We start from the raw sequence: 23,477 nt of genomic DNA on the forward strand, positions 1-23,477 counted from the left end.
AGTCTCAGTGTTTCTGTATGAGTAAGCCTGAAAACTGCGACTGCGACTGAGCACCATTTTTATATATGAGTAAGCCTACGACTGAACACCATTTTTTCGAAAAGTAAGCTATAAAACTAACAAGATGAAAGACCAACTTAAGCGAGAAATTCAACTCAAAAAAACACCCAAACGCATCATCTCTTTGGTGCCTTCTCAAACCGAATTATTGGTAGATCTGGGTTTAGAATCTTCAATTTTTGGCGTCACTAAGTTTTGTGTACACCCTAAGCATCTTAGAATGTCTAAAGCCGTTGTTGGTGGTACAAAACAAATCAATATTGAAAAAATAATAGCACTTCGTCCAGATATTATCCTTTGCAATAAAGAGGAGAATACTAAGGAGATGATTGAAAGTCTAGAAGAAATTGCTCCAATTCACGTGAGTGATATTTATAATCTCGACGATTGTTTTGAGTTGATTAACATGTATGGGGAGATTTTTGATATTAAAAGAACGACGTCAACTTTGGTAGCAAATATTCAATTAGAACGCGAAGCATTTCAACTTCAATTTCAAAATACAGATAAGTTAAAAATCGCTTATTTCATCTGGAAAAAACCTTGGATGGTTGCGGCATCAGATAACTTCATAGATGTTATGATTACAGAAGCTGGTTTTGTAAATGTATTTAATGATGAAAAACGCTATCCGGAAGTCGACTTAAGTAATCCAAAATTAAAAGAAGCCGATATTATTTTTCTCTCTAGCGAACCTTTTCCGTTTAAAGAAGAACATGTTTTGAAATTGAAAGCTCAATTTCCAAAAAAAACGATAAAAATTGTGGATGGCGAATTGTTTTCTTGGTATGGCAGTCGTTTACTAAAGTCTTATCTCTATTTTCAAACTCTTCATAATTAAACACAAAAAAGTCGATACCTAACTACAATATCGACTTCTAACTAACTAATGTAAGATCTAAACTAACTCAATCTTTTGCTCTGCAAAGATGATAAGTTTAATTAGCTTAGAAGTTAAGAGAATGTTAGGATATAATTAAGTGTAATTTAATAAGTTAGGATTAATTGGCTTGTACTTCTGTATTGTATACAACAAATCCTAATTTATTAATTTTATAAAGGACTTTAGTGGCTTTATATTCAGAGAAATCACTTAATGCGTGATCTGTTTGTCTTAAGTTATAAGCATCTTCAATAAGTTGAAGATACTTTTTCTTAAGCTTTATTCTTTTTTTACTATTTTTTCTGAATTGCTCACAGCTAAATTTTAATAAATACCTTAGTAAATTACTAAAATTTAGCTAGAACAGATGTTTTTTTAAGTAAAAAATAACAAAATATTTAGAGCAATGCTGATTTAGTCTTGCATTGCAAAGACCTTCTTCAATAAATCGCTACCTCGAGAAGATACTTTTGTTCTTATTTCTTTTTCTTCAACAGCAATCATGGTATAAACACCTTTTAAAGCTTCTTGAGTTACGTAATCCGTTAAATCAGGGTTTACATTATTCGTTAAAGGAATGTTGTTGTATTTAGTAATTAGATTCGACCAAATTTGATCAGCGCCTACTTTGCTAAACGAATTATTAATAACAGGCTTAAACTTGCTATATAATTCTGTTTGTGTTTTTGATGTTAAATATGATGTTGCTGCGTTATCTTCTCCTAAAAGAATGTTTTTTGCGTCATCAAATGTGATGTCTTTTACAGCGTTTACAAAAATTGGAGTCGCTTCAGATACAGCATCTTCTGCAGCTCTGTTAAGTACCTTTAAACCTTCATCAGCTAAACTGCTTAATCCAATTTTACGAAGTGCGCTGTCTACTTTTTGTAATTCTTCTGGTAAAACGATTTTTACCAATTCATTTTTAAAGAAACCATCTTCTGCGGTTAATTTAGTTACTTGTTTTTCAATCCCTGTGTCTAAGGCTTCTCGTAATCCGGCTGCAATGTCAGCATTACCTAAAACACCACCAGTTCCTTGTGGTAAAGAATCAACAACTTGTTGTAACTCAGCACAAGCCGTTAAATTGAAAATAATTAGTAGGGCAAAAATTCTTTTAATCATCATTTAAGTTTTTAGTGTTGGCAAAGATAATTTATATAGTCAAAAAAACTTCAAGTTTTAAACCTAAAATAGACGTCTAAGCTTATTGTATAGACACATTTAAGTTTAAATAGTCACTTTTAAGTTATTTTTAAGTTGATTTTGTATCTATTAAATAATGCTTAAGAGAAGATGATCGTCTTATTATTGTAAACCATAACTTTTCTATTGGCGTGAAGCTTAATAGCGTTAGATAAAACAATCTTTTCTAAATCGCGCCCTTTTGCTATTAAATCTTTAATTGAAAACGTATGAGACACATGCGCCACATCTTGTTCTATAATTGGTCCGGCATCTAATTCTTCAGTGATATAATGACTCGTAGATCCAATAATTTTTACACCGCGTTTGTATGCCGAATGATAAGGTTTTGCACCCACAAAAGCAGGTAAAAACGAATGATGAATATTGATAATCTTATTAGGGTACTTATCAATTAATGTTTCAGAAACAATTTGCATGTAGCGAGCCAATACTATAAAATCTATATTATGAGATTCTAATAAATTTAACTGCTCTTGTTCGGCTTCATGTTTCATAGCTTTAGTGACAGGAACATGATAAAACGGAATGTTGAAACTATCGGCAATAGGTTTTAAATCGAGATGATTACTCAGGATAAATGGAATTTCAAGAAATAGTTCACCCGAGTTATAACGGCCTAAAATATCATACAAACAATGATCGTATTTAGACACAAATAGCGCCATTTTCGGTTTTCTTTCAGCGGAATATATTTTCCATTTTAATTGGAATTTCTCGGCTAATTCAGAATTGAATAGGTGTTTGAATTTTTCAAGTGAGAACGAACTTGATGCAAATTCACATTCCAATCGCATAAAAAAGATATTTTGTTCTCTGTCGACATGCTGATCGATATAAACAATATTTCCATCGTTTGAAGCCATAAAACTCGTCACCGAAGCAATAATATTCGGTTGATCTGCGCAATGAATAAGTAATGTGATTTTATGCATAAAACTAATCTTGAATGAGTTGATAAAAGTAATTAAAATTGTGTGCTATCGCCACTTTCTTTACGTTTTAGATAATTGATGATTATTGCCTTAGATTTTTGAATATTCCTTAAATTTGTCTCTTAAATAAGCAAGATTTTTAAGAATGGAACAAGTTGCACCTTATAAGCCAAAATATAAAGTACGAATAGTAACAGCCGCATCTCTTTTTGATGGACACGATGCAGCCATAAATATAATGCGCCGTATCATTCAATCTACTGGAGTTGAGGTGATTCACTTGGGGCATGATAGAAGTGTAGAGGAGGTTGTGAATACGGCTATCCAAGAGGATGCGAATGCCATTGCATTAACATCATATCAAGGTGGTCACAACGAGTATTTTAAATATATGTATGATTTGCTGAAAGAAAAAGGAGCTAGTCATATTAAAATCTTCGGTGGTGGAGGTGGAGTTATTCTTCCCGAAGAAATTAAAGAATTAATGGATTATGGAATTACCAGAATCTATTCTCCAGATGACGGAAGAGCACTTGGTTTACAAGGCATGATTAACGATTTGGTACAACAAGCAGATTATGCTATTGGAGATGAGTTAAGTAACGAAGTAGATCTACTTCCTACCAAAAATCCAAAAGCAATTGCTCGAGTGATATCTTCTGCAGAAAACTTTCCAGAAGTTGCAAAAGCGACGTTAGACAAAATTCATATAAAAAATAAAACATCTAAAACACCAGTTTTAGGAATAACAGGAACAGGTGGAGCAGGAAAATCGAGTTTAGTCGATGAGCTAGTTCGTCGTTTTTTAATCGATTTTCCAGATAAAACTATAGGTTTAGTATCGGTAGATCCTTCTAAACGTAAAACAGGAGGAGCGCTTTTAGGAGATCGTATTCGTATGAATGCGATTAACAACTCAAGAGTGTATATGCGTAGTTTGGCAACACGTCAGTCTAACTTAGCCTTATCAAAATATGTAAACGAAGCGATTGAAGTTCTAAAAGCTGCAGAATACGATATAATCATCTTAGAAACTTCTGGTATCGGTCAGTCGGATACTGAAATCATGGAACATTCTGATGTGGCCTTATACGTTATGACTCCAGAATTTGGTGCAGCAACACAATTAGAAAAAATTGACATGCTAGATTTCGCCGATTTAGTAGCGATTAACAAGTTTGATAAACGTGGTTCTTTAGATGCATTGCGCGATGTAAAGAAACAATACATGCGTAACAATCATCTTTGGGATGTTCACCAAGATGATTTGCCGGTTTATGGAACAATAGCTTCACAATTCAACGATCCAGGAATGAATACGCTTTATAAAGCGATTATGGATAAATTGGTTGAAAAAGCTAATTCAGAATTAAAATCGACTTTCGAAATTTCTAAGGAAATGAGCGAGAAGATTTTTGTGATTCCACCGTCTAGAACACGTTATTTATCTGAAATTGCTGAAAGTAATCGCGCTTATGATAAAACCGCAGATGCGCAAGTTGAAGTGGCTCAGCGTTTATACGGTATTTATAAAACATTAGAATCTGTTTTAGAGGCAACTCCAGAATTAGATAAGGCAGGAATTGCTTCAGAATCGATAGCGCCTAATGAAGAGAATAAAGATTTTGTAAAACTTTTAGTTAGTGAATTCGACCGTGTAAAATTAAACCTAGATCCTTACAATTGGGAAGTGATAACAGGTTGGGATGAGAAAGTTAATAAATACAAAAATCCAATTTATAGCTTTAAAGTAAGAGATAAAGAGATTAAAATCGAAACACATTCGGAGTCGTTATCACATTTACAAATTCCACGAATAGCGTTACCTAAATATCAAGCTTGGGGAGATTTATTACGTTGGACATTGCAAGAAAACGTACCAGGAGAATTTCCATACACTTCGGGATTATATCCTTTTAAGCGTACAGGTGAAGATCCAGCGCGTATGTTTGCAGGTGAAGGAGGACCAGAACGTACCAACAGACGTTTTCACTATGTAAGTGCAGGTTTACCAGCAAAACGTTTATCTACTGCTTTCGATAGTGTAACACTTTATGGAAACGATCCAGACTTAAGACCAGATATTTATGGTAAAATTGGTAATGCAGGAGTTAGTATTTGTTGTTTAGATGATGCTAAAAAACTGTATTCTGGTTTTGATTTAGCAAATGTAATGACCTCGGTAAGTATGACTATTAATGGTCCTGCACCAATGTTATTAGGCTTCTTTATGAATGCGGCCATTGATCAGCAATGTGAGTTTTACATTAAAGAGAATGGTTTAGAAAAGGAAGTTGAAGCTAAAATTGCTAAGATTTATAAAGGCAAAGAGCGTCCATCTTATAATGGCGATTTACCAGAAGGAAATAATGGTTTAGGATTAATGTTATTGGGTTTTACAGGAGATAAAGTATTACCAGCAGATGTGTATGCCGAAATTAAAACCAATACTATTGCTCAAGTTAGAGGAACGGTTCAAGCAGATATTTTAAAAGAAGATCAAGCACAAAACACCTGTATTTTCTCTACAGAATTTGCATTGCGTTTAATGGGAGATGTTCAAGAATATTTTATTGAGAATAACGTACGTAACTTTTATTCAGTTTCTATTTCTGGATATCATATTGCAGAAGCAGGAGCCAATCCAATTACACAATTAGCGTTGACCTTATCTAATGGTTTCACTTACGTGGAATATTATTTAAGTCGTGGTATGGACATCAATAAATTTGGTCCAAACCTATCCTTCTTTTTCTCAAACGGAATTGATCCAGAATACGCAGTAATTGGTCGTGTGGCACGTAAAATTTGGGCAAAAGCAATGAAGCACAAATATGGCGCCAATGCAAGAGCACAAATGTTGAAATATCATATTCAAACCTCTGGTCGTAGTTTACACGCGCAGGAGATTGACTTTAATGATATTCGTACAACGCTTCAAGCTTTATACGCTATTTATGATAACTGTAACTCATTACACACCAATGCGTATGATGAGGCTATTACCACACCAACAGAAGAATCTGTTAGACGTGCGATGGCAATTCAGTTGATTATAAATAAAGAATTAGGATTAAATAAAAACGAAAACCCAATACAAGGCTCTTTTATTATTGAAGAATTAACAGATTTAGTAGAAGAAGCTGTGCTTTTAGAATTCGACAGAATTACAGAACGTGGTGGTGTTTTAGGTGCTATGGAAACGATGTACCAACGTAGTAAAATACAAGAAGAAAGCTTGTATTATGAAACTTTAAAACACAACGGGAAATTCCCAATTATTGGTGTAAATACCTTTTTAAGTTCTAAAGGGTCTCCAACGGTTGTGCCGGCGGAAGTAATTAGAGCAACAGAAGAAGAGAAGCAATTTCAGATTAAAACGTTAGCGAATCTTCATGAAGCAAATGATACAGAAGCATTGTTAACAGATTTACAACAACGCGCCATTAATAACGAAAATATATTTGAAGCTTTAATGGAAGTTTGTAAAGTCTGTAGTTTAGGTGAGATTACAGCTTCGTTATTTGAAGTTGGAGGTCAGTATAGACGAAACATGTAAGTAGAGAGCCCACTTTTCATTTTTTTGAAAAGTGTGCGAATCGCTTATTCCAAACTAGTTTTGGGATCTCAATTAAAGATTTTTTCGTTTTATCGAAAAAAGTTAACTTTTAAGAGAGGCTTTTGTTATTCAGAGGATTATTCAAATTAAAATATATTTTGATTGATAATACCTAGACGTAGTTTAAAGAATTTCAATAAATAATAAAAAAGCGTTTCAATCTGAAGCGCTTTTTTTACATCAATTAAAATAACACCATGTCTATAAAACACACCTTTAAAGCAACCGTAAACTGGACAATTAACCAAGGAGAAAGCACACAAAACCCAAGAACTTTCAGTCGGAATCATGAGGTATTAATTGACAACAAAGCAACTCCATTACAGGTGTCAGCAGCAAAACCCTTTAGAGGTGATGATGCTTTATACAATCCAGAAGATTTATTATTGTCAGCTTTAACGTCCTGCCATATGATGTCTTATTTATACGTTTGTGCTCAAAATAATATAGAAGTTTTAAGCTATACAGATCATGCAGAAGGCGATTTAGAAGTTAATGCTTCAGGAAGTGGAAGTTTTAAATCCGTAAGGTTAAAACCTATAGTTACTATAAAAGATGAGGCACAAAAAACACTAGCACTAAGTTTGCATAATAAGGCAAACAGCTTATGTTTTATAGCTAATTCTTGCAATTTTCCAATTACTCACGAAGCAATTATATTGGTGAAATAATTCAACATTAATAAATGTTATCATCTTTTTGCATCTTTTTAAAGATTTGCTCGTCTATTATATGAACTATAAAATAGATATCATGAAAAATAAAGAATGCACTTGCGATTGCGATAATTGCGCAAAAGGAAATTGTTTTAACTGTACTTGTAATAGCTGTGCATGTACAAATTGCAATTGTTAAATTAGTGTTAGTTCGGGTGCGAGATTTTGTGTCCGAACTAATTTTAATTAATTTAGAGTATGACTACAAAAGATGTTTGGGGACTATATGCAGAAGACATAAGACGCTTTATTCTGAGTAAAGTAAAGAATCCTGTGATTACAGAAGATATTCTTCAGGAAACCTTTATAAAAGTTCATACGAAGTTGCATACCCTAAAAGATGAAGATAAACTGAAATCATGGTTGTTTTCAATTGCGAGATATACTATTCTGGATTACTTTAGAGAAAATAAACAAGAGTTACCTGTGGACGATTTAGAAATAGAATCAGAGCCAGAACCTAGTGAACATTCTGAGCAAGACTGCCTCAGAGGAATTATAAAAAGCTTACCTAAAAAATATAGAGACCCTTTGTTTTTATCTGATATTAAAGGCTTAAAACAACAAGAGGTCGCTAATCAATTACACTTGTCATTACCAACGGTAAAATCTCAAATTCAGCGTGCAAGAAAGCAGATTGCACAGGGTTTTATGGATTGTTGCGGTTTTAAAATGAATGATGAAGGTCATTTAGTTGGAGAAATACAAGACAAAGCCGACTGTAAAGTCTGTCATTAATGGTATCTTTGCAGTCCTTAGTAAATTTTTAATTTACTATTTAAAAAATGCATTCATGTCTTTCAAAAAATTACATCCTTTATTAAAAGAATCTTTAGAAAACGCTGGTTATGAAACTTCAAATCCGTTTCAGAAAAAAGTACTTCCAATATTAAAAGCGGGCTCTGATGCATATATCATTGCACCAAAAGATAGCGGAAAAACAACAGCGCTTATTATTGCGACTATCCATAAGCTGAAAGCTGAGGCTTTTGAAGATTCTCCACGTGCCGTAATTATAGTAAAAGATAAGGCAGATGCTTTAGCTTTAAAAGATGAATTTGAGCGTTTTACAAAAAACACAGATTTAAGAGTTTATGCGCTTTACGATGAATATGATATTGAAAAGCAAAAAACGGAAGTGTATTTCGGTCAAGATATAGTCATTGCTACTCCTGCTAGATTAAGTAAGTTGTATTTTTTGAATGGTATTCATTTAGGGGAAATCCAATTATTTGTTATTGAAGATGCGGATTATGTAGGTAGGAATAATACTTATAACCTCCTATTACGCTTATCAGAAAGTGTTGGTAAAAGCCAATTTGTAATTATTGCCGATGCCATGAGTTCTAAAATTAAGAACTATCAAAATTCTTTTATGAGTAATGCACAACTAATTGAAAAAAAATAACGACTTAAAGCGTCAACATCCAAGTGCGTTGCAACTTTCTAAACTTTCTTAATTCGCCACGAAGAATAGGTAGATAATCTCTTCCGTTACTATTAGACTTTTCTAGCCTTCTACAATTGCTGTATAGACGCGTTGTTAAACGGTCTAAGCTTTCTAGATGCTTACTCTTTTTATGAGAACAACGTTCTTGTTCAGCACTAATAATTTGAGGGGCAAGATTAGTAGATTGTTGAACAATATCTCCTGAGAAATAAATATGCTCATCCTCTGAACCATCAGCATTCAAGTATGATAAATCTTGATTGAGATAGGTTGAGATACTTCGAGACAACACAATAATATCTATTGCCTTCTGGTAAACAGGCAAATGAGAAAAATGCGATGGTAGGTTATAATTCATAATTTCAGTAGCAATTGATACGAAATTAAGCACTAAAAACTAATTTTAACTTTAAGATTTAAAGTGATTTTGTATATTTACTTTAATAATAATGTTATTATAGTTAAATTTCTTTAAATGAAAATAGATAATCTAAATTGGAAGATTTTAAAGTGCTTGCAACAGAATGCGCGCATATCTAATGCCGAAATCGGAAGGCAAGTTGGTATAACGTCGCCAGCAGTTTCGGAACGTATAAAAAAATGGAGGATGCTGAAGTTATTCAGGGGTATACCACATTCGTTTCTCCTTTTGAAGCTGGTTATCAGCTTAAGGCTTTAATTACATTACGAGCCTTTATGGGCATGCTAAAACCTTTTTTAGAGAAGGTAAAAACCTATGATGAGGTGGTGAATTGCTATCGTATTACAGGTAACGAAAATATAGTAATGGAAGTAGTGCTAAAAAATCAAAAGCATTTAGAGGTTTTTATCGACCAATTGATTAGCTATGGTGAAACTAAAACACAGATTGTACTATCTCATGTTATTAAATACAGTGAAGTTAAACCCGTGAAATAATTACATCTAGATAAGCCTAGATTCATAACTACGCTTTCTTATAGTAGTTATATCGTTTGTGTTATATGATTAGTAATCATTTTAGCATGTATTCTAGAGTTTTCAATAAACCATTTGTGCGTTTCTTTTCCTCCACAAATGACGCCAGCTAAATAAAGACCTTTCACATTAGATTCCATCGTTTCTGGGTTGTAATTTGGAATGGATTTTCTGTCTGTAGAAAATTCAATTCCAGCATTCTCTAAAAATTTAAAGTTTGGTCTATAACCTGTTAATGCAATGACATAATCGTTGGCTATTGTTTTTTCGCCTTTAGGAGTCTTTATAATGATTTCTGAAGGTTTTATTTCTTTGATTTCAGAATTAAAATAGGCTTTAATACTTCCTTCTTCAATCCGGTTTAAAATATCTGGTTTCACCCAATATTTTACGCGTTCTCCAATGGCATCACCTCTTACAATCATGGTGACATTGCCTCCTTTTCTGTAAATTTCTAAAGCAGCATCTACCGACGAATTACTTGCGCCTACAACTGCAATATCTTGTAAAGTAAAAGGATGTGCTTCTTTGTAATAATGAAACACTTTTGGTAAATCTTCTCCTTCTATATTTAAGAGATTAGGGATGTCATAAAAGCCAGTCGCTATGATGATTTTCTTAGCATTATATAATGACTTATCCGATTTAATTTTAAATCCGGTTGGTGTTTTGTTGACTTCTATTACCGTTTCATAAAGATTAATATTTAAGGTATTAGAGGTACTAACACGCCTATAATATTCTAAAGCTTCGTTCCGCGTTGGTTTAGGGTTGTTGCTAATAAAAGGAATGTTGTCAATCTCTAATTTTTCAGATGTTGAAAAAAAGGTCATGTTTAACGGATAAGTAAATAATGAGTTGGTTAAAGCTCCTTTCTCGAGTACCACATAATTTAAGTTTCGTTTTTTGCATTCTAATGCGCAGGCAATTCCTATTGGGCCAGCTCCAATAATTAAAACGTCTAAATCTAAATCTTCCATAAGTGTTTAAAATTACATTTAAAGTATATCATTATAAAATGTATACTATTAAATATCTCATAAAACTAAAATGAAATTCTATATGTTGTATTTTTGAAGTTTAAATCTTAAAATTATGCGCATTTTAGTTGTTTTAATTACGATTTTGTTTTGTTTTAGTTGTGGCCAGGAAAAAAAGATTTTAAAATATGAAACTCCATTTCAAGAAAAAATGAATACTGAGTTTAAGGATGCTTCAAAATCTCCTTTAAAAGCTAAGGATTTAAAAACTTTTGAAAGTTTAGATTTCTTTCCTTATGATTCTACTTTCGTTGTATCAGCCACTTTAAAACGTACTCCTGGTAGCGAATGGTTTTATATGAAAACCAGTACAGATCGCTTATCTAAAGAGCGTGTTTTTGGAGTTTTAACTTTTGAATTAAAGGGTGAATCTCATCAATTGAATGTTTACCAAGGAGAAGAATTAATGCATACGGAAGGTTTTGAAGATTATTTATTCTTGCCTTTTCTAGATCACACCAATGGGTATTCTACTTATGGCGGTGGTCGCTATATAGATTTAGAAATTCCCGATGGGAATATAATAGAAGTAGATTTTAACTCCGCATATAATCCGATGTGTGCTTATAATGAAAAGTATTCTTGTCCGATTGTACCAAGCGCAAATTATATTAAACTAGAAATTGAAGTCGGAGTAAAAGCTTATAAAAATCACTAGACGTGAAGCCTCTATCTACTGTATGGTTTTTGCTTTATAATTGCTTTTCCACAAGGTAATTTTCAAAGCCAGCTCCGTTAATACTCTTGTTTTGTTTTTTAAGAACTTCAAAGTATTTATTGTCAAAAAAAGGTAAAGCTGTTTTGTTGACGTCAGATTTCAGGACTTCAAAATCATTCATCATTACTTGAGATTCTATAATTCGTAATAGTTTTGAACCAACCCCTTGACGTTGATGATCTTTATGAACAAATAATCCATCTAAATAATTGCCATTTTTTAAGTAGGCAAAACCAACCATATTATTTTCAATTTCAGCAATAATAAAATAGAACTTAGCGATTCGTTTTTTCCATTCTTCAACATCATCAGCACCAGAAGACCAAGCATTAATTTGCTTTTCAGAATAATGTTTCTTGTTAATATGAGTAATAGTATCTCTAAAAAGCGAAGTGATTTCAGGAATATCTTCGAGTGTTGCGGGTCTTATTTGTATCATTTTTTTAATTTAAATATAGTACCAAAAGAAACAACACGCTGAAAAAAGTAAAAACTTTGCTCTGCATGATCTGCTGAATCATTGGTTGTTCTTATATTATTCATATCAATATAACCACCTTTTGCATTTAATTGTATGAAAAAGTGTTTAAAGAATGTGAGATTTAATCCAATATTAGCAGAAAGCCCATAACCTGACACGTGAAATTCATCATATCTGTCCTTTTGTAATAATGTAGTATTGGTTCTAGGAAATAAAAGACCTCCGCCGATACCTTCGGTTATATTTACTTGAAATTTATCCGTGTTGTTTATGTGAAATAATGATGAAATATCATCATATCTCGCAATTTCGGTATAGATAAAGTTGAGACCGTCTGTGTGTTCAAATTTTAATAAATCACTAGAAATAAATACATTTTCATCATCAAATTCACCGTTGTAATTGCTTCCAGGTTCATTGTCTGGCAAATTAATATAACCGTTTACATTTCTATTCCTGTCTCTATTCATAACATATTTCATATGGTCTAAACCAATTGAAACGGTGTAATGATCTGATATAAAATACCCCAACTTAGCATTTGTTTGAGGGATGGTCATTCGAGTAGGATTTATATAATCGATATGCCAACCTTTAGGTTTGTCTTTTGCTGTAGCATCACTTATAGTAAAATCATAATCATCACCTTTAAAGCGAATATCCGATTTTGAATAGGCGCCTCTATTTCCTCCCCAGCTAATAAATAATTTTCCTTTATTAGAGGTTGAGTATTTTAGTGTTTCTTGAGTTTGACTGTTTGCTATTGTACATAGCAAAGTGAATCCTAAGCTTAGAATTCTATTTAAATAGTTCATAAGATAACTTCCGTAAGGATAAGAGTAGACGTTAACCTTAGAGCTTACTTACAATAGCTGTAAAAATAGAAGTTATAATGAGTTAATTGTTTTTCTAATAGCGACTAAATTAGACAATAAACCTTCCAGATTATCTAAGTGTAACATGTTGGCTCCATCACTTTTTGCGTTTGCAGGGTCAAAATGTGTTTCAATAAACAAACCATCTACATTATTAACGACACCGGCTCTCGCGATGGTTTCAATCATATCTGGTCGTCCACCAGTAACACCAGCACTTTGGTTAGGTTGTTGTAATGAGTGTGTAACGTCTAAAACTGTTGGAGCGTACTTACGCATGGTTGGGATACCTCTAAAATCAACAATCATGTCTTGGTAACCAAACATGGTACCACGATCGGTAATCCAAGCATGCTCATTCCCAGCATCCTTCACTTTTTGAACAGCATGCTTCATGGCTTCAGGACTCATAAATTGTCCTTTTTTCAAATTAACAACTTTTCCGGTTTCAGCAGCAGCAACTACTAAATCTGTTTGTCTTACCAAAAATGCAGGAATTTGTAAAACATCTACATATTCTGCCGCCATTGCAGCATCTGAGACTTCGTGGATATCAGTTACCGTTGGCACATCAAAAGTCTCAGAAACTTTTCTAAGAATTTTTAAAGCTTTTTCGTTTCCAATACCAGTAAAGCTATCGATTCTACTACGATTAGCTTTTTTGAAACTGCCTTTAAAAACGTAAGGGATTTCAAGTTTATCTGTAATTTTTATGACTTTTTCAGCAATACGAAGTGCCATATCTTCACCTTCAATAGCGCATGGGCCACAAAGTAGAAAGAAGTTATTGGAATCTGTATGTTTTAATTTTGGAATTGATATCAAAGCTTTAAACTTAAAATTAGTAAGGTACAAAGATACGATTATGTATGTTTAGATGAAACTATGATTAAGGGATATTAAGTTTCAAAGTTTCAAAGTTTCAAAGTTTCAAAGTTTCAAAAGTTCGATGATTTGCGTCTTTGCTAATTCGTGTAATTTTTTTTAGTTAGCCATCAATAAGTCTTCCGTATTCAATTAAAAGACCTTCTTAATACTATTTCTCACAATCCATAGTGACATTACAAAGTTTCCAATAACTAAAAGTCCACCGTAAAACAGTAGTTTTTTCGATGTTTCTGACCAATGAATTATATGGAGTAAATCAAACACATAAGCTAAGATTAAGTAGGAAGATAGACACACAAAAATAATTCCTAATGAAAAATTTAATTTTCTATTCGGTTTAATAAGTTGCCATAAAAACGGAATTCCAAACAATAATATAGGATATGCAGAAATGCCTTCACTTTTATTTATGGTTGTAAACCAATATGTAATTACCGACAAAAAATAGAGGTAAGGAATGAATTTGGTATATTTGCTAAGGGTTTCCATCTGTTAATTTTTTAAAGTTCAGATTAGCCTATAAAATGCAGTTTTACGTGCCTAGTTAGCGGTAGGTTTTATAAGGGAGGCTTTATCTGTTAATCAATTATTTAACGTAAGATACGGCTTCAAATTATTTGATAATAAAATTATAACATATAATTAACGGAAAAAGAAGAATTAAACGTACATTTGCACGCTTAAAAATCAGCATCAGTTATGACCAAGATTAAAAATATTGCAATTATTGCGCACGTCGATCACGGAAAGACAACATTGGTAGATAAGATTATGTATCACTGTCAATTGTTCCGTGAAAACGAAAATACAGGAGACTTAATTCTAGACAACAATGATCTAGAAAGAGAAAGAGGTATTACAATTACTTCTAAAAAACGTTTCTGTAGTATATAAAGATACTAAAATCAATATTATTGATACACCTGGTCACGCCGATTTTGGAGGTGAAGTAGAACGTGTATTAAACATGGCTGATGGAGTTGTGTTATTGGTAGATGCTTTTGAAGGGCCAATGCCACAAACACGTTTTGTATTACAAAAAGCAATTGATTTAGGTTTAAAACCTTGTGTAGTTATCAATAAAGTTGATAAAGAAAACTGTACTCCTGATGAAGTACATGAAAAAGTTTTCGATCTAATGTTTGAACTTGGTGCTGAAGAGTGGCAGTTAGATTTTCCAACCGTTTATGGTTCTGCTAAGAACAATTGGATGAGTGATGACTGGAGAAATGAAACTAAAAATGTTGAGCCATTATTAGATATGGTAATTGAGCATGTGCCAACTCCTGAATTTGAGAAAGGAACAACACAGATGTTAATTACATCTTTAGATTTCTCTTCTTTTACTGGTCGTATCGCCATTGGTCGTGTACAAAGAGGGAATATTGTAGAAGGACAACAAATCGCTTTAGTAAAAAGAGATGGTTCAATAGTAAAAAGTAGAATTAAAGAAGTATTCATTTTTGAAGGTTTAGGACGTAAGAAAGTTCAAAGCGTTGAAACTGGAGATATTTGTGCGCTTGTTGGTGTTGAAGGTTTTGAGATTGGAGATACGGTTTCTGATATAGAAAATCCTGAAGGTTTAAAATCTATTGCGATTGATGAACCTACAATGAGTATGTTATTTACAATTAATGATTCACCTTTCTTTGGTAAAGATGGAAAGTATGTAACGTCTCGTCATATTAAAGATCGTTTAGAAAAAGAATTAGAAAAGAACTTAGCGCTTAAGTTAGGTGAAACAGGTAGTGCTGATAAATTCATGGTTTTTGGTCGTGGTGTATTACACTTATCGGTTTTAATCGAAACAATGCGTCGTGAAGGTTATGAATTACAAATTGGACAACCACAAGTAATCATCAAGGAAATTGATGGTGTTAAATGTGAGCCAATTGAAGAATTAACAATTGACCTTCCTGAAACGGTATCTGGTAGAGCAGTAGAGTTTGTTACTAAGCGTAAAGGAGAGTTACTAAGTATGGTAACTAAAGGTGAGCGTATGATTTGTGAGTTTATGATTCCTTCTCGTGGTATTATTGGTTTACGTAACCAATTACTAACAGCAACTGCTGGTGAGGCAATTATGGCACACCGTTTTAAAGAATACCAACCTTATAAAGGTGATATTCCTGGACGTATTTCTGGATCTTTAATCTCTATGGAAAACGGAACAGCGATTCCTTATTCAATTGATAAATTACAAGATAGAGGTAAGTTCTTTGTTGAGCCAGGAGAAAGTATTTATGAAGGACAGGTTATCGGAGAAAATTCTCGTCAAGATGATATGTCTGTAAACATTACAAAAGCTAAAAAGCAGAGTAATGTACGTAGTTCTGGAGCAGATGATAAAGCTAAGATTGTACCAGCAATTAAGTTTTCTTTAGAAGAAGCTTTAGAATATATTCAAAAAGATGAGTATGTTGAGGTAACTCCAAATTCTTTAAGATTACGTAAAATCTATTTGAAAGAAACAGATCGTAAACGTAATAAAATATAATCTGCTAAGATTTATTATATATTTGAAAAGAGAAACATTGAAAAATGTTTCTCTTTTTTGTTTTCTAAATTCTGGAAAACATACTTGATGAAAACTCATTAGGTTTTGCCGATAATGTGGTTTGTTATTTTCTTGTCGCTTTAATAATTACTCAATATTAATAAACTTAACTCATAGTTTTTTGTTTACTTTGGTGTCTAACTAAATAGTCAACATTATTTTCTCAGTTAAAAAATATCACTCTAGCTTACAATCGGAATGGGATACATTTGTAAAAGAAGCAAAGAATGGGACGTTCTTGTTTCAGCGCGATTTTATGGACTATCACAGTGATCGTTTTGAGGATTTTTCGGTAATGATATATAAAGACGATCAGCTTTATGCATTGCTTCCTGCAAATGTTGTTGACGATAAAGTGATTTCTCACCAAGGACTAACTTATGGGAGCTTTGTGCTTCAAGATAAATCAAAATTCTTTTATGCTTTTGAAGCTTTTAAAGCGATGCTTGCTTTTTACGAATCAGAAAGCATAAAACAATTTGAAATAAAAGTGATACCTACGTTTTATAATAGGATGCTAGCAGACGAGTTGGACTATTTTCTGTATAAAGCGAATGCTGAGTTGTTAAAAAAAGAAGTGCTAATGGTCATTGATTATGCCCATAAACTGCGCTTTCAAAAAAACAGGAGAGAAGGTCTCAATAAAGCCCTGCGATCTGGGCTAGAACTTAAAGTAGATACAAATTTTAGCGAGTTTTGGAATTCAGTTTTAATACCAAATCTAGATAAGAAACACGGTGTTAAACCAGTACATTCCTTAGAAGAAATAGAATTATTGGCGTCTCGCTTTCCTGAAAATATTAAACAGGTTAACATCTATAAAGATGGTAAAGTTGTCGCAGGAACAACCGTATTTTTAACTGAAACTACGGTGCACCCTCAGTATGTGTCTGGTAATACAGATAAAAACGCATTTGGTAGTCTCGATCTTGCTTATGATTTTATAATAAATAAGATGTGTGATTATAAGCGTTATTTTGATTTTAATATTTCGAGTGAAGACAACGGTAAGAAGATTAATGAAGGTTTGATCTTTTGGAAAGAAAGCTGTGGAGCACGAGCTCATACGGCAAACACATATCTATTAGAAACGGCTAGTCATAAAATTTTAGATATACCTAAAGCATAAGTCTGTTTCTCTACCTTCTATTCAAATTAAAGTATTTATTAGTTGATTAAAACAAGTATTTGATAAGGTTCTTGAAATCTAGTTAATTAAAGTTTTAATTTAATCAATTGTTGTTTTATATTTCACAGGTTTATCTGATTAGTCAGTTGAAAAAAAAGAGATATATCCTTTCAATTTTAAATTTATGATTAAGTTTTTAGATTTATATAAGATCAATAACCGATTTAGAGACGCGTTTCAAGAGTCGTTTAGTAAATCTTTAGACGATGCACATTTCATTCTAGGTAATAATGTTACCACTTTCGAAAACGAGTTCGCCAACTATTGTGGCACAAAATTCTGCATTGGTACAGGTAATGGATTAGATGCCTTAACTCTGATCTTAAAAGGCTATATAGAACTCGGTAAGCTCAAAAAAGGAGATAAGGTTATTGTACCTGCCAACACATTTATTGCAACAATCTTATCGGTTATACATGCGGAGTTAATTCCTGTTTTGGTGGAGCCCAATCCAAATACATATACGATTTCTGTCGATACAGATAAAGCCATATTTGTTGATGCTAAAGCCCTTATTATGGTGCATTTATATGGTCAATTGGCAGATGTGGAAGGCTTACAACAAATAGCTAAAGATTTTAATTTGTTTTTATTTGAAGATGCAGCCCAAGCACATGGAGCCATTTTAAATTCCAAAAAGGACAGTTCAAATTCAATTTCAAATTCAAGTTCAATTTCGGTTAGAGCAGGTAGCCTTTCAGATGCAGCAGCATTTAGCTTCTATCCGAGTAAAAATTTGGGAGCACTTGGTGATGGTGGAGCCATTACAACTAACGATTCAGAATTAGTTACTGTCATTAAGTTATTGCGAAATTACGGTAGTGAAGAAAAGTACACTAATAAAATTATTGGCTTTAATAGTCGTTTAGATGATATGCAAGCGGCATTTTTAAGCATAAAATTGAAGACCTTAGACAACGATAATGATAGACGTAGAGAAATCGCTAAAGCTTATTTAAATGGCATTAAAAACCCAAAACTAAAATTACCATTTTATGATGGTAGCAAGAATCATATATTTTATGCTTTTGTTGTTGAGGTTGATGATAGAGCTGATTTTATCGAGTTTCTAAATGCCAATCAAATAGAATGGTTGATTCATTACCCTATTCCTCCACATCAACAAGAGGCATTGCGTTCTTTTTCGCATTTTAATCTTCCACTTACGGAAAATATTCACAAAAGAATTATAAGTTTGCCTATGAGTCCTGTGATGATAGATAAAGATATTCAGTCGGTAATCTCGGCTTTAAACACATATTAATTGAAAAAGTTTTTTAATTACATCAATAGCGAAGTGTTAGTAAAGGCAGCAAGTCTAAACTTGGCCAATATTAGTCTCAGAATTTTATCAGGCATTTTAATTTCTAAGTTTATTGCCATATACATTGGTCCACAAGGGATGGCGCTTATTGGGAATTTACGAAATTTTATGAGTGGTTTACAGTCCTTGTCTATTTCTGGCCTTTATAAAGGTGTTGTTAAATTTGTAAGTCAGGTTAAGAATGATTCGGTCGAGCTTACAAAAACCCTATCTACCGTTTTTTATTTCGGTTTTTTCTCGTCTATCTTTCTAGCATTTTTATGTTATTACAATGCACAGTTTATAAATGATATTATTTTTTCGTCGAGTTATAGATATACATATATCATTAAAACGCTCGCCATTATTTTGCCTTTTTATGCTTTAAATATGTTTACCTTTTCGATTATGAACGGGTTTTCTAAGCACAAATATTTGTTGCTTATAAATATTCTAGGCCAAGTTCTTGGGCTTTTAGTAACGTTAATTCTTATATATCAAGAAAATATAGATGGAGCATTAATAGCTATAGTCATCACTCCTGCGCTTAATTTACTTATAACCATTGTTGGTATAGCGTTTAGAAGAAGTTTAGTGTCGTTTGTTAGGATTACGCAAGTAAGTTTTTCTGTCATAAAGAAATTAAGTCCTTACATGGTAATGGCATTAGTTAGCGCCATTGCTATCCCAATTGTGATGATTTTAATTAGGAATTATCTTATAGATGAAGTAGGTATTAAAGCTGCAGGACATTGGACAGCAATGACACGGGTTTCAGATTATTATTTGATGTTTATTAATTCGTTGACGGCACTTTATATTTTACCTCGTTTTTCTGAAATTAACTCTAGACGAGATTTTAGAAAAGAAGTATTTAGCTTTTATAAAAGTATTATGCCTGCGTTTTTAGTTTTACTTTTTGTAATTTATCTCAGTAGATCAGTATTAATAAATATATTATTTACTGAAGATTTTAGACCTGTAGAGGGTTTATTCGGTTACCAAATCTTAGGAGATATTGCACGTGTACTTTCTATGGTAATTGCTTATCAATTTTTAGCTAAAAAGATGTTTGCGCACTTCTTAATTTTAGAAATATTCTTATTTATAATGATGTACTTTTCTAGTATTTACCTCATTGATGAGTTTGGACTGCAAGGAGCTGTAATGGGACATTGCTTGAGTTATTTTATGTACTTTGGAATAATATTATTACTCTTTAGTAGTTCTTTGTTTGGTGTTTTAACGGAAGAAGGAACACCCGATTATTAAAAACTAAGACGTGAAAATTCCTAAATTTATCAGTAGTAATACAGTGCTTAAGATTACGTCGCTTAATGCCGTGGTGATTACCATTAGATTAATCGTTTCTGCATTTATACAGCGTTTACTTGCGGTTACTGTTGGCGAAGCTGGCTATGCTAGTATTGGTCAGGTTAGGAATGTTTTAGCAATGCTCACAAGCACATCAACCTTAGGGACTTTTAACGGAGTTGTAAAGTATGTCGCAGAATTTAAAAACAATCAGCCAGAACTTTCTAAAGTATTTTCAACTGTAACCATTTTTGCAATTATTGGATCTCTTGTATCTGCCACCATTTTATTTTTTGGAGCGTCGTACTTATCGGACTATCTTTTTCAATCTCAAGCGTATATTTATATTTTTAAGTTATTAGCTGTTATTGTACCATTTATTGCTGTTAGTCGCGTGGTAAATGCTGTGGTTAGTGGTTTATCGGATTATAAACGCTACGCCAAAATTGAGCTTATTAGTTATCTTTTAGCAACCGTTGCAGTTGTTGTTGGGCTATATACTTCAGAATTAAAAGGAATAATCATTGCCATTGCTTTAGCACCAGTGATTCAGTTAATAGTTTTGGCCTTTGTATTTGGTGAAACTTTAAAAACCTATGTAAAATTTAAGTCTTTAACGTTTAGCCTCATTTATAAAAATAAGTTATTGGCATTTACATTAATGTCTTTTATTTCTACGTTCTTATTGAATTATATTGAGTTGAATATAAGAACCTTGGTCACCGATGAAATAAACATTAACGAAGCAGGTTATTGGACGGCCATTACATTTATTTCTAAAAACTATATGGTGTTTGCTACAGGATTGTTTACGCTGTATGTGTTACCAAAATTCGCTAGTATCCATAATAAGCATGAGTTTAAGGTTGAAGTATTCAATATTTACAAAACTATTCTGCCGATTTTTGGATTAGGAATGTTATTAGTCTATTTTTTAAGAGACTATATTATAATGTTTATATATCCAGATTTTACAGGAATGGAACCCTTGTTTAAATGGCAGCTTTTAGGAGATTTTATAAGATTAGGAGCGCTAGTGTTATCGCATCAGTTTTTAGCCAAACGTTTAGTAAAAAGTTTTGTAATTACTGAAATAGCATCTTTAGCACTGTTTTTTGTACTGTCTAAAGTGTTTATTCAGTATTATGGTACTGAAGGGATTGTAATTGCTCATTTTGTGAGGTACATAATTTACTTTATAATGGTCTTTTTTGTCATAAAAATATATTTCAGTAATCAAAAAAATAATTCCACCGATGGAAAAAATATGTAAAATATTTATTGATAATAAACCTTTTGAATTTAAGGTTGAAGGTGATTTTTTTTGGGGAAAACCAGAATTACTTTATCCACAAGAAGATAATGTTTTGTCTAAAATGTCCTGGGAAAATGATGGTTTTAATATCGTTGAAGCATTTGAAAATCGAGATTTTTTAAAGCTTCAAGAATCTGTAAAAAATATTATAATTGATGCTTTAAAGATTAATAATGTAACTGTAGATAATGAAACATTTGACTTAAAGGATTATCATAAATTTGTAACTACAGATGCATTACATAATCAGGTAATTGCTATAACTCGTAACCTGGAAACTTCAGATTTTGATTTCGATATAGACTTACTAGCAAAACGGTTTGGAGACATTTTGCGTTACAAATTGACCTCTTATGTAGAGGAACTAAAAAAATCACACATTCAAATACGGATAAGTAGACCAAAGTCGTTGGATATAAATCCACCACACAGAGATGGTTATTTGAGTTATTGGGAAGATATTATTAATGTTTGGTTACCTATTGCAGGTTGTAATGAAAAATCGTCTTTACCGGTAGTGGCAAAAAGTCACCTTATACCAGAAAACGAAATTTTAAGAACAGAAAGTAAGGGAGCAAAAATTAACGGTAATATTTATTATGTGCCTTGTATTTTAGAGACAAAGTCTGGAGTCATTAAGATGACAAGACCAAATCCTAAGGAAAGTGAAGCCTTATTATTTTCTCCTTTTTTAATTCATGGTGCTGCCGTAAATGAAAATGAAGATATCACAAGAGTTTCTTTAGAACTTCGTTTTCCGAAACAAAAAAATTAAGACCATTTTTCTAAAAATGATTTTGCACTATCAATATGGTTGTGATGCGTTTTTACAAATTGACGTGCATTTTTAGATATTTCAATTATTTTTCGGGGTTTTCAATCAGCCATTCTAGTTTAGAGGCAATATCTTTTGCGTCAGGTAATGCATTTATAACAATAGTATTGGGTGTTACATTATAATAGTCTTCCCATTCTTTTTCAGCTCCTGTAAATACTACTTTTCCTTTTGCCATAGCTTCTAAAGCATTATAGCCTTGATCATAAGCATAGACTTGATCTAACAAGATATGAGCAGTATCAAAAGCTTTAATGTAATCTGTGTAAGGTAAGTTTTCGACTTTAATTATAACGACTTTTGATTTGTATTTAGTTTCAATTATATCTAATGCAGCATCAAAAATGTCATTTCCTTTTTTGTAATAGTTTGTTCTGTTTATACCATGAAAAATAGTTATTTTTTCCTCTATATTAGGTTTCTGATAAGGTATCCTATCTACATTTATAACATGAGGAATCATTCCCAAATGTTTTTTATGGTTTTGTAAAGGAATGTAATAATCGAGGTCAGAACTAATAACACCTTCAATTTTATTGTAAATATGATGGTGTAATTTCACAAATTCAGGTGTTAAATATTTTAGTCCTAACGAGAAATCTGTAGCCTTTGCTCGACCTTCAAAATAAGGAGTATGTATGGAGTATCTGAATTTTTTATCAACTGAGAATTTAACACTCGGGTAGTCTGTACCACAGGATAGGATAAATACTTTCTTATTCCAATCGCTTAATAAATCAAAGAGTTTTTGTTCATCTTTAGCTGAACAAAGAAAAGAGGATTCATTTATAAATTGAATAACATCATAGTTCTCAAGTTGTGTTTTATTCTTTAATAATTGCTTTTTAACGTGAATAAAATGTAAATCAATTTTAAACAAACGGATCATTAAAGATCTCACTTTTTGTAATGGTCCTATTCTAAATTTTTGATTTATTTCTATGTCAACATCAACTTTTTTAAAACCATCGCACATGCCAACAACAACTGCTTCGTGCCCTAAGTTTTGTAGTCCTTCTTTTAAATACCTATGTGATCTGTTGTATTCACCAACCAATAAAACTCTCATGTGTAGATTCTAATTATTGTAATCAAATTTATGGAACATCTTAAGCATAATCTTGCTAGAGAATAGC

20 protein-coding genes and 3 pseudogenes are annotated in these 23,477 nt (G+C 32.4%); 13 read left to right on the top strand and 10 right to left on the bottom strand.

Annotation, left to right across the window (positions count from 1 at the left end):
- The first annotated feature begins 124 nt into the window (after positions 1–124).
- The gene (locus tag ADIWIN_RS05045) at positions 125–901 is read left to right on the top strand and encodes an ABC transporter substrate-binding protein (RefSeq protein ID WP_020895418.1); all 777 of its coding nucleotides are present in this window, start codon (positions 125–127) and stop codon (positions 899–901) included.
- Between the two features lie 160 nt (positions 902–1,061).
- Here ADIWIN_RS05045 and ADIWIN_RS20285 read toward each other — a convergent pair.
- From ADIWIN_RS20285 to purU, 3 genes and pseudogenes are all read right to left on the bottom strand, one after another.
- Positions 1,062–1,232, bottom strand: a pseudogene (locus ADIWIN_RS20285) (Lacal_2735 family protein); the annotation flags it as partial.
- 125 nt (positions 1,233–1,357) lie between these two features.
- Positions 1,358–2,068, bottom strand: coding sequence for a DUF4197 domain-containing protein (locus ADIWIN_RS05050; RefSeq protein WP_040756592.1), 711 nt, complete (start codon positions 2,066–2,068; stop codon positions 1,358–1,360).
- Between the two features lie 161 nt (positions 2,069–2,229).
- Positions 2,230–3,084 carry a formyltetrahydrofolate deformylase gene (purU, locus tag ADIWIN_RS05055; RefSeq protein ID WP_020895420.1) on the bottom strand — a complete coding sequence of 285 codons (855 nt, stop codon included), beginning with the start codon at positions 3,082–3,084 and terminating at the stop codon, positions 2,230–2,232.
- Positions 3,085–3,229: 145 nt separating this feature from the next.
- Between purU and ADIWIN_RS05060 the strand changes: the two genes are divergently transcribed.
- The 4 genes from ADIWIN_RS05060 (at position 3,230) to ADIWIN_RS05075 (ending at position 8,827) form a co-directional block, all read left to right on the top strand.
- Positions 3,230–6,643, top strand: a complete 3,414-nt coding sequence (locus tag ADIWIN_RS05060) for a methylmalonyl-CoA mutase family protein (protein ID WP_020895421.1) — start codon at positions 3,230–3,232, stop codon at positions 6,641–6,643.
- A gap of 257 nt (positions 6,644–6,900) precedes the next feature.
- Positions 6,901–7,374, top strand: a complete 474-nt coding sequence (locus tag ADIWIN_RS05065; RefSeq protein ID WP_020895423.1) for an OsmC family protein — start codon at positions 6,901–6,903, stop codon at positions 7,372–7,374.
- A gap of 243 nt (positions 7,375–7,617) precedes the next feature.
- Positions 7,618–8,157 carry a sigma-70 family RNA polymerase sigma factor gene (locus ADIWIN_RS05070; protein ID WP_020895424.1) on the top strand — a complete coding sequence of 180 codons (540 nt, stop codon included), beginning with the start codon at positions 7,618–7,620 and terminating at the stop codon, positions 8,155–8,157.
- A gap of 55 nt (positions 8,158–8,212) precedes the next feature.
- Positions 8,213–8,827 (top strand): DEAD/DEAH box helicase, encoded by a 615-nt coding sequence (locus ADIWIN_RS05075; protein ID WP_020895425.1) that lies wholly within the window; start codon positions 8,213–8,215, stop codon positions 8,825–8,827.
- 4 nt (positions 8,828–8,831) lie between these two features.
- Here ADIWIN_RS05075 and ADIWIN_RS05080 read toward each other — a convergent pair whose 3' ends face one another.
- Positions 8,832–9,260, bottom strand: a complete 429-nt coding sequence (locus ADIWIN_RS05080) for a hypothetical protein (protein WP_316929632.1) — start codon at positions 9,258–9,260, stop codon at positions 8,832–8,834.
- 84 nt (positions 9,261–9,344) lie between these two features.
- Here ADIWIN_RS05080 and ADIWIN_RS05085 point away from each other — a divergent pair.
- Positions 9,345–9,787, top strand: a pseudogene (locus tag ADIWIN_RS05085) (Lrp/AsnC family transcriptional regulator).
- Between the two features lie 47 nt (positions 9,788–9,834).
- Here the strand turns inward: ADIWIN_RS05085 and ADIWIN_RS05090 are convergent.
- Complete coding sequence (locus ADIWIN_RS05090; protein ID WP_020895428.1) at positions 9,835–10,806, bottom strand: YpdA family putative bacillithiol disulfide reductase; 972 nt, start codon at positions 10,804–10,806, stop codon at positions 9,835–9,837.
- A 115-nt stretch (positions 10,807–10,921) separates the two neighbouring features.
- Here ADIWIN_RS05090 and ADIWIN_RS05095 point away from each other — a divergent pair, with 115 nt between their 5' ends.
- Positions 10,922–11,524, top strand: a complete 603-nt coding sequence (locus ADIWIN_RS05095; protein ID WP_020895429.1) for a DUF1684 domain-containing protein — start codon at positions 10,922–10,924, stop codon at positions 11,522–11,524.
- A gap of 34 nt (positions 11,525–11,558) precedes the next feature.
- Here ADIWIN_RS05095 and ADIWIN_RS05100 read toward each other — a convergent pair whose 3' ends face one another.
- From ADIWIN_RS05100 to ADIWIN_RS05115, 4 genes are all read right to left on the bottom strand, one after another.
- Positions 11,559–12,023 carry a GNAT family N-acetyltransferase gene (locus tag ADIWIN_RS05100; RefSeq protein WP_020895430.1) on the bottom strand — a complete coding sequence of 155 codons (465 nt, stop codon included), beginning with the start codon at positions 12,021–12,023 and terminating at the stop codon, positions 11,559–11,561.
- Positions 12,020–12,880 carry an outer membrane protein gene (locus ADIWIN_RS05105; protein ID WP_020895431.1) on the bottom strand — a complete coding sequence of 287 codons (861 nt, stop codon included), beginning with the start codon at positions 12,878–12,880 and terminating at the stop codon, positions 12,020–12,022. Before ADIWIN_RS05105 ends, ADIWIN_RS05100 begins: the two co-directional genes overlap by 4 nt.
- A 72-nt stretch (positions 12,881–12,952) precedes the next feature.
- Positions 12,953–13,765, bottom strand: coding sequence for a 3-deoxy-8-phosphooctulonate synthase (gene kdsA / locus ADIWIN_RS05110; RefSeq protein ID WP_020895432.1), 813 nt, complete (start codon positions 13,763–13,765; stop codon positions 12,953–12,955).
- Between the two features lie 192 nt (positions 13,766–13,957).
- The gene (locus ADIWIN_RS05115; RefSeq protein ID WP_040756593.1) at positions 13,958–14,317 is read right to left on the bottom strand and encodes a hypothetical protein; all 360 of its coding nucleotides are present in this window, start codon (positions 14,315–14,317) and stop codon (positions 13,958–13,960) included.
- A 210-nt stretch (positions 14,318–14,527) separates the two neighbouring features.
- Between ADIWIN_RS05115 and typA the strand changes: the two are divergent.
- The 6 genes and pseudogenes from typA to ADIWIN_RS05145 all read left to right on the top strand — a co-directional run bounded on the left by typA (position 14,528) and on the right by ADIWIN_RS05145 (position 22,281).
- A pseudogene (gene typA, locus ADIWIN_RS05120) lies at positions 14,528–16,325 on the top strand (translational GTPase TypA).
- 316 nt (positions 16,326–16,641) lie between these two features.
- Entirely contained in the window at positions 16,642–17,514 is an 873-nt protein-coding gene (locus ADIWIN_RS05125; RefSeq protein ID WP_020895435.1) for a GNAT family N-acetyltransferase, read from the top strand.
- Between the two features lie 184 nt (positions 17,515–17,698).
- Positions 17,699–18,838, top strand: a complete 1,140-nt coding sequence (locus ADIWIN_RS05130) for a DegT/DnrJ/EryC1/StrS family aminotransferase (protein ID WP_020895436.1) — start codon at positions 17,699–17,701, stop codon at positions 18,836–18,838.
- Complete coding sequence (locus ADIWIN_RS05135) at positions 18,839–20,149, top strand: O-antigen translocase (protein WP_020895437.1); 1,311 nt, start codon at positions 18,839–18,841, stop codon at positions 20,147–20,149.
- A gap of 10 nt (positions 20,150–20,159) precedes the next feature.
- Entirely contained in the window at positions 20,160–21,464 is a 1,305-nt protein-coding gene (locus ADIWIN_RS05140) for an O-antigen translocase (protein ID WP_020895438.1), read from the top strand.
- Positions 21,448–22,281 (top strand): phytanoyl-CoA dioxygenase family protein, encoded by an 834-nt coding sequence (locus tag ADIWIN_RS05145; RefSeq protein WP_020895439.1) that lies wholly within the window; start codon positions 21,448–21,450, stop codon positions 22,279–22,281. The genes ADIWIN_RS05140 and ADIWIN_RS05145 overlap by 17 nt, the downstream gene beginning before the upstream one ends.
- Positions 22,282–22,366: 85 nt before the next feature.
- Here the strand turns inward: ADIWIN_RS05145 and ADIWIN_RS05150 are convergent, their stop codons facing one another.
- Positions 22,367–23,410 carry a glycosyltransferase gene (locus ADIWIN_RS05150; RefSeq protein ID WP_020895440.1) on the bottom strand — a complete coding sequence of 348 codons (1,044 nt, stop codon included), beginning with the start codon at positions 23,408–23,410 and terminating at the stop codon, positions 22,367–22,369.
- Between the last annotated feature and the right edge of the window lie 67 nt (positions 23,411–23,477).

This window comes from Winogradskyella psychrotolerans RS-3, assembly GCF_000427335.1.
GTDB lineage: Bacteria > Bacteroidota > Bacteroidia > Flavobacteriales > Flavobacteriaceae > Winogradskyella > Winogradskyella psychrotolerans.

Bases quoted from the DNA above. Each gene is read 5' to 3' on its own strand.
- ADIWIN_RS05100 (WP_020895430.1), bottom strand. From the start codon at position 12,023: ATGATACAAATAAGACCCGCAACACTCGAAGATATTCCTGAAATCACT.
- ADIWIN_RS05105 (WP_020895431.1), bottom strand. From the start codon at position 12,880: ATGAACTATTTAAATAGAATTCTAAGCTTAGGATTCACTTTGCTATGT.
- ADIWIN_RS05130 (WP_020895436.1), top strand. From the start codon at position 17,699: ATGATTAAGTTTTTAGATTTATATAAGATCAATAACCGATTTAGAGAC.
- ADIWIN_RS05145 (WP_020895439.1), top strand. From the start codon at position 21,448: ATGGAAAAAATATGTAAAATATTTATTGATAATAAACCTTTTGAATTT.
- ADIWIN_RS05045 (WP_020895418.1), top strand. From the start codon at position 125: ATGAAAGACCAACTTAAGCGAGAAATTCAACTCAAAAAAACACCCAAA.
- ADIWIN_RS05115 (WP_040756593.1), bottom strand. From the start codon at position 14,317: ATGGAAACCCTTAGCAAATATACCAAATTCATTCCTTACCTCTATTTT.
- ADIWIN_RS05125 (WP_020895435.1), top strand. From the start codon at position 16,642: ATGGACTATCACAGTGATCGTTTTGAGGATTTTTCGGTAATGATATAT.
- ADIWIN_RS05060 (WP_020895421.1), top strand. From the start codon at position 3,230: ATGGAACAAGTTGCACCTTATAAGCCAAAATATAAAGTACGAATAGTA.
- ADIWIN_RS05050 (WP_040756592.1), bottom strand. From the start codon at position 2,068: ATGATTAAAAGAATTTTTGCCCTACTAATTATTTTCAATTTAACGGCT.
- ADIWIN_RS05095 (WP_020895429.1), top strand. From the start codon at position 10,922: ATGCGCATTTTAGTTGTTTTAATTACGATTTTGTTTTGTTTTAGTTGT.
- purU (WP_020895420.1), bottom strand. From the start codon at position 3,084: ATGCATAAAATCACATTACTTATTCATTGCGCAGATCAACCGAATATT.
- ADIWIN_RS05075 (WP_020895425.1), top strand. From the start codon at position 8,213: ATGTCTTTCAAAAAATTACATCCTTTATTAAAAGAATCTTTAGAAAAC.
- ADIWIN_RS05065 (WP_020895423.1), top strand. From the start codon at position 6,901: ATGTCTATAAAACACACCTTTAAAGCAACCGTAAACTGGACAATTAAC.
- ADIWIN_RS05070 (WP_020895424.1), top strand. From the start codon at position 7,618: ATGACTACAAAAGATGTTTGGGGACTATATGCAGAAGACATAAGACGC.
- ADIWIN_RS05150 (WP_020895440.1), bottom strand. From the start codon at position 23,410: ATGAGAGTTTTATTGGTTGGTGAATACAACAGATCACATAGGTATTTA.
- ADIWIN_RS05090 (WP_020895428.1), bottom strand. From the start codon at position 10,806: ATGGAAGATTTAGATTTAGACGTTTTAATTATTGGAGCTGGCCCAATA.